At 69.9% G+C, this 5982-nt stretch carries 5 protein-coding genes and 1 pseudogene; 5 read left to right on the plus strand and 1 reads right to left on the minus strand.

From position 1 onward, the window contains the following. Window positions 1-280 (minus strand): annotated as a pseudogene (locus FV230_RS23235) (hypothetical protein); the annotation flags it as partial. Between the two features lie 445 nt (window positions 281-725). Between FV230_RS23235 and FV230_RS23240 the strand changes: the two are divergent. The 5 genes from FV230_RS23240 to FV230_RS23260 form a co-directional block, all read left to right on the plus strand. Further along, window positions 726-989 (plus strand): hypothetical protein, encoded by a 264-nt coding sequence (locus FV230_RS23240; RefSeq protein WP_147844085.1) that lies wholly within the window; start codon window positions 726-728, stop codon window positions 987-989. Between the two features lie 400 nt (window positions 990-1389). Further along, on the plus strand, window positions 1390-2643 hold the full coding sequence (locus FV230_RS23245; protein WP_147728409.1) for an MFS transporter: 1254 nt from the start codon (window positions 1390-1392) through the stop codon (window positions 2641-2643). 418 nt (window positions 2644-3061) lie between these two features. Next, window positions 3062-4354, plus strand: a complete 1293-nt coding sequence (locus tag FV230_RS23250) for an MFS transporter (RefSeq protein WP_147844086.1) — start codon at window positions 3062-3064, stop codon at window positions 4352-4354. 10 nt (window positions 4355-4364) lie between these two features. Continuing rightward, window positions 4365-5585: a CoA transferase gene (locus FV230_RS23255; RefSeq protein WP_147844087.1), complete on the plus strand. Its 1221-nt coding sequence runs from the start codon at window positions 4365-4367 to the stop codon at window positions 5583-5585. Window positions 5586-5606: 21 nt separating this feature from the next. Next, window positions 5607-5982 (plus strand): enoyl-CoA hydratase-related protein (locus FV230_RS23260; RefSeq protein ID WP_187275594.1); only part of this gene is annotated, 376 nt, incomplete at its 3' end.

Consider the following 5982-nt stretch of genomic DNA (forward strand, 5'->3'; position numbering starts at 1 on the left):
GCTGGCGCTCGGGGGCGAGGCGGCGCTCGGACGTCGCGGCGCGATCGGGAACGGCGCGGCCGAACTCGACGCGGCCGGCATAGGGCTCGTAGCGGCCGGCGCGGAGGCGGTAGAGCGCGCCGGTCTGGTCCTGGAACAGGCGGTCGTCGTCGCCGACGCCGTCGATGGCGCTCGAGGCGAGGGTGCCCCGTCCCTGGGCGTGACCGGGCGCGGTCGCGGACAGGCTCGCGAGGCTGGTCATCGCGCCGACGAGCAGAAGGCTTCGCAGGGTATTCGACATGGCGGTTCGAAACGTCCTTGATCCGAGGTCCCCGGGTCGGCGCGGGGCCGGCACGGAACCTTGAGTCACGTGGTCGTGCAGCGGCGGCCGCGATCCGGTGGTGACGATTCAAGGCTTAGCAAGTCCCGGCCCGTCGCGTCATCCTCCGCAGCGTCCCGGACGCCGTTTCATCGCGTGCCGTCGATTCCTTGCAACGGTCGGCGTCGAGCGCACGCTCGTCTTCCCGGAATCTGTCGGGTCGCGAGATCTGCAGTGCAGAGCCGGCGCGTGGCCGGAACGGGAGGCGAGAGCTGGATCGCAGCATCCGGGCGCCCGTCGGCACCCGCCCTTTACCATGCCCGATCGTTCCCGGCAGAGCGGGGACAAGTTGCGGAGACGCGATTGATTTGTCGCCCGTCTTGGCGCCAACAGTATCGCAGATCACACCATCTTCGGACATCGACCCGTGTCATCCGCTTCTAACTTGCGCGCGCGCCTCGCGGCGTCGCTCCTGGCGCTCGCCTGCGTCGTCGCGGTCCCGGCCGTCGCGCGGGACGCCGCGAAGCGTCCGGAGCGCCCGCGCCCGGTCCAGACCGTCGAGCCGGACGCGTCCGAGCCGAAGGCCGCCTGGACGGCGGGGACCGCGCCGCCGGATTGCACGCGTGCCCGCCGCAAGTTGTGGCAGCCCGAGCAGGGCTGGATCGTGAAGGCCATCACCACCTGCCATTGAGGCTGCGATCCGGCATCCGATCTCGGAGACGTGATCGGTTGATCCGCGGGCCATGCACCCGCACGGGATGCCCGTGGATTGGGCGGATTCCGGCGATCGCATCCTGCCCAGGCATCGTTGCCCTGAAACCCGGCATCGGCTGCTCGCGGGACGGCCGCATCCCGTCCCGTCGCCGGGCCCATTGCACCCCGAAGGTCCGACCCTCCGGAGCGCCGGTTCGTCAGGCCGGGGGCATCCGGCGTCGCGTCCGCGTCTGGCACGGTTGCTGCTTGGGGTGGTGCGCTGCGCCATGCGCGGCACGCTGGGCAACGAAGCCTCGCAATGCGGACGGTGTGAGTCCGGTTCCTCCGGCATGAGCGGCTGCGCCCGAGCGCCCGCCCGATCAAGACGAGCACCCACGATGGCCTCCTTCAAGACCGTGATGAAGTCGGGACATCCCCCGACGCTGTTCGCCGCCTTCCTCTACTTCGACTTCTGCTTCGCGATCTGGGTCCTCAACGGCGCCATGGGGCCGTTCATCACCGAGACCTATAAGCTCTCCCCGGCCCAGACCGGGTTCATGATCTCGCTGCCGATCCTCGCCGGCGCGATCATGCGCTTCCCGCTCGGGGTGCTCGCCCAGTACATCGGCCGGAAGAACGCCGCCATCACCGAGATGAGCGTCATCATGCTGGCGATGGCCTACGGGTTCTTCTTCATCTCCAGCTACAACGACGTGCTCGCCATGGGCGTGCTGCTCGGCATCGCCGGCGCCTCGTTCGGCGTGGCCCTGTCGCTCGGCTCGGGCTGGTTCCCGCCGGAGCACAAGGGGCTCGCGATGGGCATCGCCGGCGCCGGAAATTCCGGCACCGTGCTCGCCGTGCTGTTCGCGCCGCCGCTCGCCCAGGCCTACGGCTGGCAAGCGGTCTACGGCTTTGCCGGCTGCGTCATGGCGATCCCGCTCATCGTGATGATCGTCCTCGCCAAGGAGCCCCCGGATCTCGAGCACCAGTCCTTCAAGGACCATATCTCGTGCCTGTTCACCAAGGACGGCTGGGCCTTCTCGCTGATCTACGTCATCACCTTCGGCGGCTTCATCGGCCTGTCGAACTTCCTGCCGACGTTCTTCTACGAGCAGTTCGCGGTGACCAAGGTCGAAGCCGGCCGTCTTACCATGCTCGCCGCCTTCATGGGCTCGGGCATCCGCATCCTCGGCGGCTACTTCGCCGACCGCCTCGGCGGCATCGCCGTGCTCTCGGTCGTCCTGCTCGCCTCGATCGCCTCGTTCCTGGCGCTGACCGCGACGCCGTCGCTGGCCGCGACCACGATCCTGTTCATGCTCTGCTTCGCCGCGCTCGGCGCCGGCAACGGTGCGCTGTTCCAGCTCGTGCCGCTGCGCTACCCCACCAACACCGCGGTGTCGGGCTCGATGATCGGTGAGATCGGGGCGCTCGGCGGCGCGATCCTGCCGAACGTCATGGGCTTCTCGAAGCAGTATACCGGCGCCTTCGCCACCGGCTTCGTCGTCTACGCCGTCTTCGCCGGGATCGTGCTCGGCTGCCTGTTCCTGTGGCAGCGCAAGTGGGTCGGCACCTGGGTCGGCCCGCGCGGCAAGGTGCTCGATCCGTCGGCCACCCCGGCCGCGAACGACGGCATGCGCGCCGCCACGGCCTGAACCCTCCACCATCGTCACGGATTAGCACGGGGGCTTCGGCCCCCGTTTTTCGTTTCGCCACCAGCCGACGACGAGAAGGGCGAGCGGGGACGGCGAGACGCGACCGTCGCGTTCGCTGCCTCAGCCCGGCGCGAGGGACGCGCAGTCCGGTGCCGTGCTCGGCCCGCCACGGGTGCGATCGACCCGCCCCAGCCTCGCTCGCGCTGCCCGAGCCATCCCGACGCCGCCGTCGGCCGACGTCGTGGTGGATTGCGCCTGCGAAAAAAACCGGGTCTTTGTCACCGACGGTTGCACTCCGGCATCGGCCGAGCGTACTGAATACGTAATGCGAAACGTCGCATCCGGTCGCGAGGCCAGGGTGCCGGCGAGGACCGCCACAAGGCGGCTGCGACAAAAATCCTGCCGGAGGATCGACGCCATGATCAAGCGCCTGAGCGCCACGAACAGCGTGCTGTTCCTGCTCTGCCTGATGTACTTCATCACCTATCTCGACCGCGTGAACATCGCCACCGCGGGCGCCGTGATCATCAAGGATCTCGGCATGTCGAACACCCAGTTCGGCCTGATCCTCTCGGCCTTCGCCTACCCCTACGCGATCTTCCAGGTGATCGGCGGCTCGGTCGGCGACAAGTTCGGCGCGCGGCGCACGCTGCTGGTCTGCGGCCTGATCTGGGCCACGGCGACGATCCTCACCGGGTTCGTCGGCGGCCTCGTCAGCCTGTTCCTCGCCCGCGTGCTGCTGGGCTTCGGCGAGGGCGCGACCTTCCCGACCGCCACCCGCGCCATGCAGAACTGGACCGCGCCCGGACGGCGCGGCTTCGCGCAGGGCATCACCCACGCCTTCGCACGGCTCGGCAACGCGGTCGCGCCGCCGATCGTCGCCTTCCTGATCTACCATTTCGGCTGGCGCTCGAGCTTCGTCATCCTCGGCGCGATCAGCTTCGTCTGGGTCGTGGTCTGGTACCTGTACTTCCGCGACGACCCGTCCGACCACAAGTCGATCACCCGAGCCGAGCTCGACCAGCTGCCGCCCCCGCGCAAGGTCGGCGCCAAGCAGTCGGTGCCGTGGGGCGCGCTGACCAGGCGCATCCTGCCCGTCACGATCACCTATTTCTGCTACGGCTGGACCCTGTGGCTGTTCCTCGGCTGGCTGCCGAGCTTCTTTAAGCAGAGCTACGGCCTCGACCTGAAGAACTCGGCGCTGTTCGCCTCGGGCGTGTTCTTCGCCGGCGTCGTCGGCGACACGCTGGGCGGCGTGCTCTCCGACCGGATCTTCGAGAAGACCGGCAACCTCAAGCTCGCGCGCCTCTCGATCGTCGTGATCGGCTTTCTCGGCGCGGCGGCGAGCCTGACCGGCGTGTTCTTCACCCGCGACCTCACCTACGTCGCGCTGCTGCTGTCCTCGGGCTTCTTCTTCGCCGAGCTGGTGATCGGGCCGATCTGGTCGGTGCCGATGGACATCGCGCCGAAGTTCGCCGGCACCGCGAGCGGGCTGATGAACACCGGGTCGGCGGTGGCGGCGATCGTCTCGCCGATCGTGTTCGGGCTCATCGTCGACGCGACCGGCGACTGGACGCTGCCGTTCGCGGGCTCGATCGGCCTGTGCCTGCTCGGCGCGGCGACCGCCTTCACCATGCATCCTGAGCGGCCCTTCGTGGAGCCGGCCGAGGCCGGTCTCGTCCCGCCGGGGGCGACCCTTCCGGCGCGCTGAGGGGATGCCGATGACGGAGACCCGACGCGAAGGCCCGCTCGCGGGCGTCAAGGTGGTCGAGCTCGCCCACATCATGGCGGGCCCGGTCTGCGGCCTGATGCTCGGCGACATGGGCGCCGAGGTGATCAAGGTCGAGAAGATCCCGGGCGGGGACGACACCCGCCGCTCGGTGCCGCCCGCGATCGAGGGCGAGAGCGCCGCCTACATGATGATGAACCGCGGCAAGCGCGGCCTCGCCCTCGACCTTAAGAGCGAGGCCGGCAAGGCGGTGCTGCACCGCCTGCTCGCCGATGCCGACGTGCTGATCGAGAACTACCGCGCCGGCACGATGGAGAAGCTGGGCTTGAGCTACGAGGCCCTGCGCGAACGCTACCCCGCCCTGGTCTACTGCTCGCTCTCCGGCTTCGGCCGCTCCGGCCCCTACGCCGAGCGCGCCGGGTTCGATCTCGTCGCGCAGGGGATGAGCGGGCTGATGAGCGTCACCGGCGCCGGGCCGGGCGAGCCGCCGATGAAGTGCGGGCCGCCGGTCACCGACATCACCGCCGGCATCCTCGCGGCGATGGGGGTGCTCGCCGCCTACACGCACCGGCTCAAGACCGGCCTCGGCCAGGTGGTCGACACCTCGCTGTTCGAGGCCGGCATCACCCTGACCTACTGGCAGTCGGCGATCGCCATGGCGACCGGGATCGCGCCGGGGCCGATGGGCTCGGCCCATCCGCTGAATGCCCCCTACGAGGCGTTCGAGACCGAAGACGGCTGGATCACCATCGGTGCGGCCAACCAGACCAACTGGCTGCGCCTGCTCGACGTGCTCGGCGCCGCGGAACTCGCCGCCGACCCGCGCTTCGCCCTCAACGCCGGGCGCATGGAGCATCGGATCGCCCTCGCCGAGGCGCTGGCGCCGTTCTTCCGCGGCGCCACCTCCGGGGCGTGGCTCGCGCGCCTGGAGGCGGGCGGCGTGCCGGCCGGGCCGGTGCTCGACGTCAACCAGATGCACCGCGACCCGCACACGTTGGCCCGCGAGATGGTGGTCCCGGTCGATCATCCCCGCGCCGGGACGATGACGACGCTCGGGCTGCCGGTGAAGTTCTCGGCGACGCCGGGCAAGGTCCACGGCCCGGCACCGCTCTTCGGCGAGCACTCGCGCGCGATCCTGCGCGGGGCCGGCTACGACGCGGCGGCGATCGACGGCTTGATCGCGGCGGGCGTCGTGGGCGAGACGACGGCGTGACGATTGGAGAGGACTTCCACCATGAGCGACGCCGCCCCGACCGATGAGCTGCTGGTCTCCCAGGACGGCGCGATCGCCCGCATCGTCCTCAACCGGCCGCACGCCCGCAACGCGCTGACCTTCGCGATGTACGAGGGCCTGGTCACGCAGTGCCTGCGGATTCAGGAGGACGCCTCGGTCAAGGCGCTGGTAATCACCGGCGCCGGCGAGAAGGCGTTCGCCGCCGGCACCGACATCGCCCAGTTCCGCAGCTTCGAGACCGCCGAGGACGCGCTCGGCTACGAGCGCTTCATGGACCGGGTGCTCGGCACGCTGGAGCGGATGCGGGTGCCGACCATCGCGGCGATCGCGGGCGCCTGCACCGGCGGCGGGGCGGCGATCGCCGCCGCCTGCGACC

This window comes from Methylobacterium sp. WL6 (genome assembly GCF_008040095.1).
In the GTDB taxonomy this organism is placed as follows: domain Bacteria; phylum Pseudomonadota; class Alphaproteobacteria; order Rhizobiales; family Beijerinckiaceae; genus Methylobacterium.

What these genes read in the sequence shown, in the direction of transcription:
- FV230_RS23255 (WP_147844087.1), top strand. Translation starts at nt 4,365, where the DNA reads ATGACGGAGACCCGACGCGAAGGCCCGCTCGCGGGCGTCAAGGTGGTC.
- FV230_RS23250 (WP_147844086.1), top strand. Translation starts at nt 3,062, where the DNA reads ATGATCAAGCGCCTGAGCGCCACGAACAGCGTGCTGTTCCTGCTCTGC.
- FV230_RS23245 (WP_147728409.1), top strand. Translation starts at nt 1,390, where the DNA reads ATGGCCTCCTTCAAGACCGTGATGAAGTCGGGACATCCCCCGACGCTG.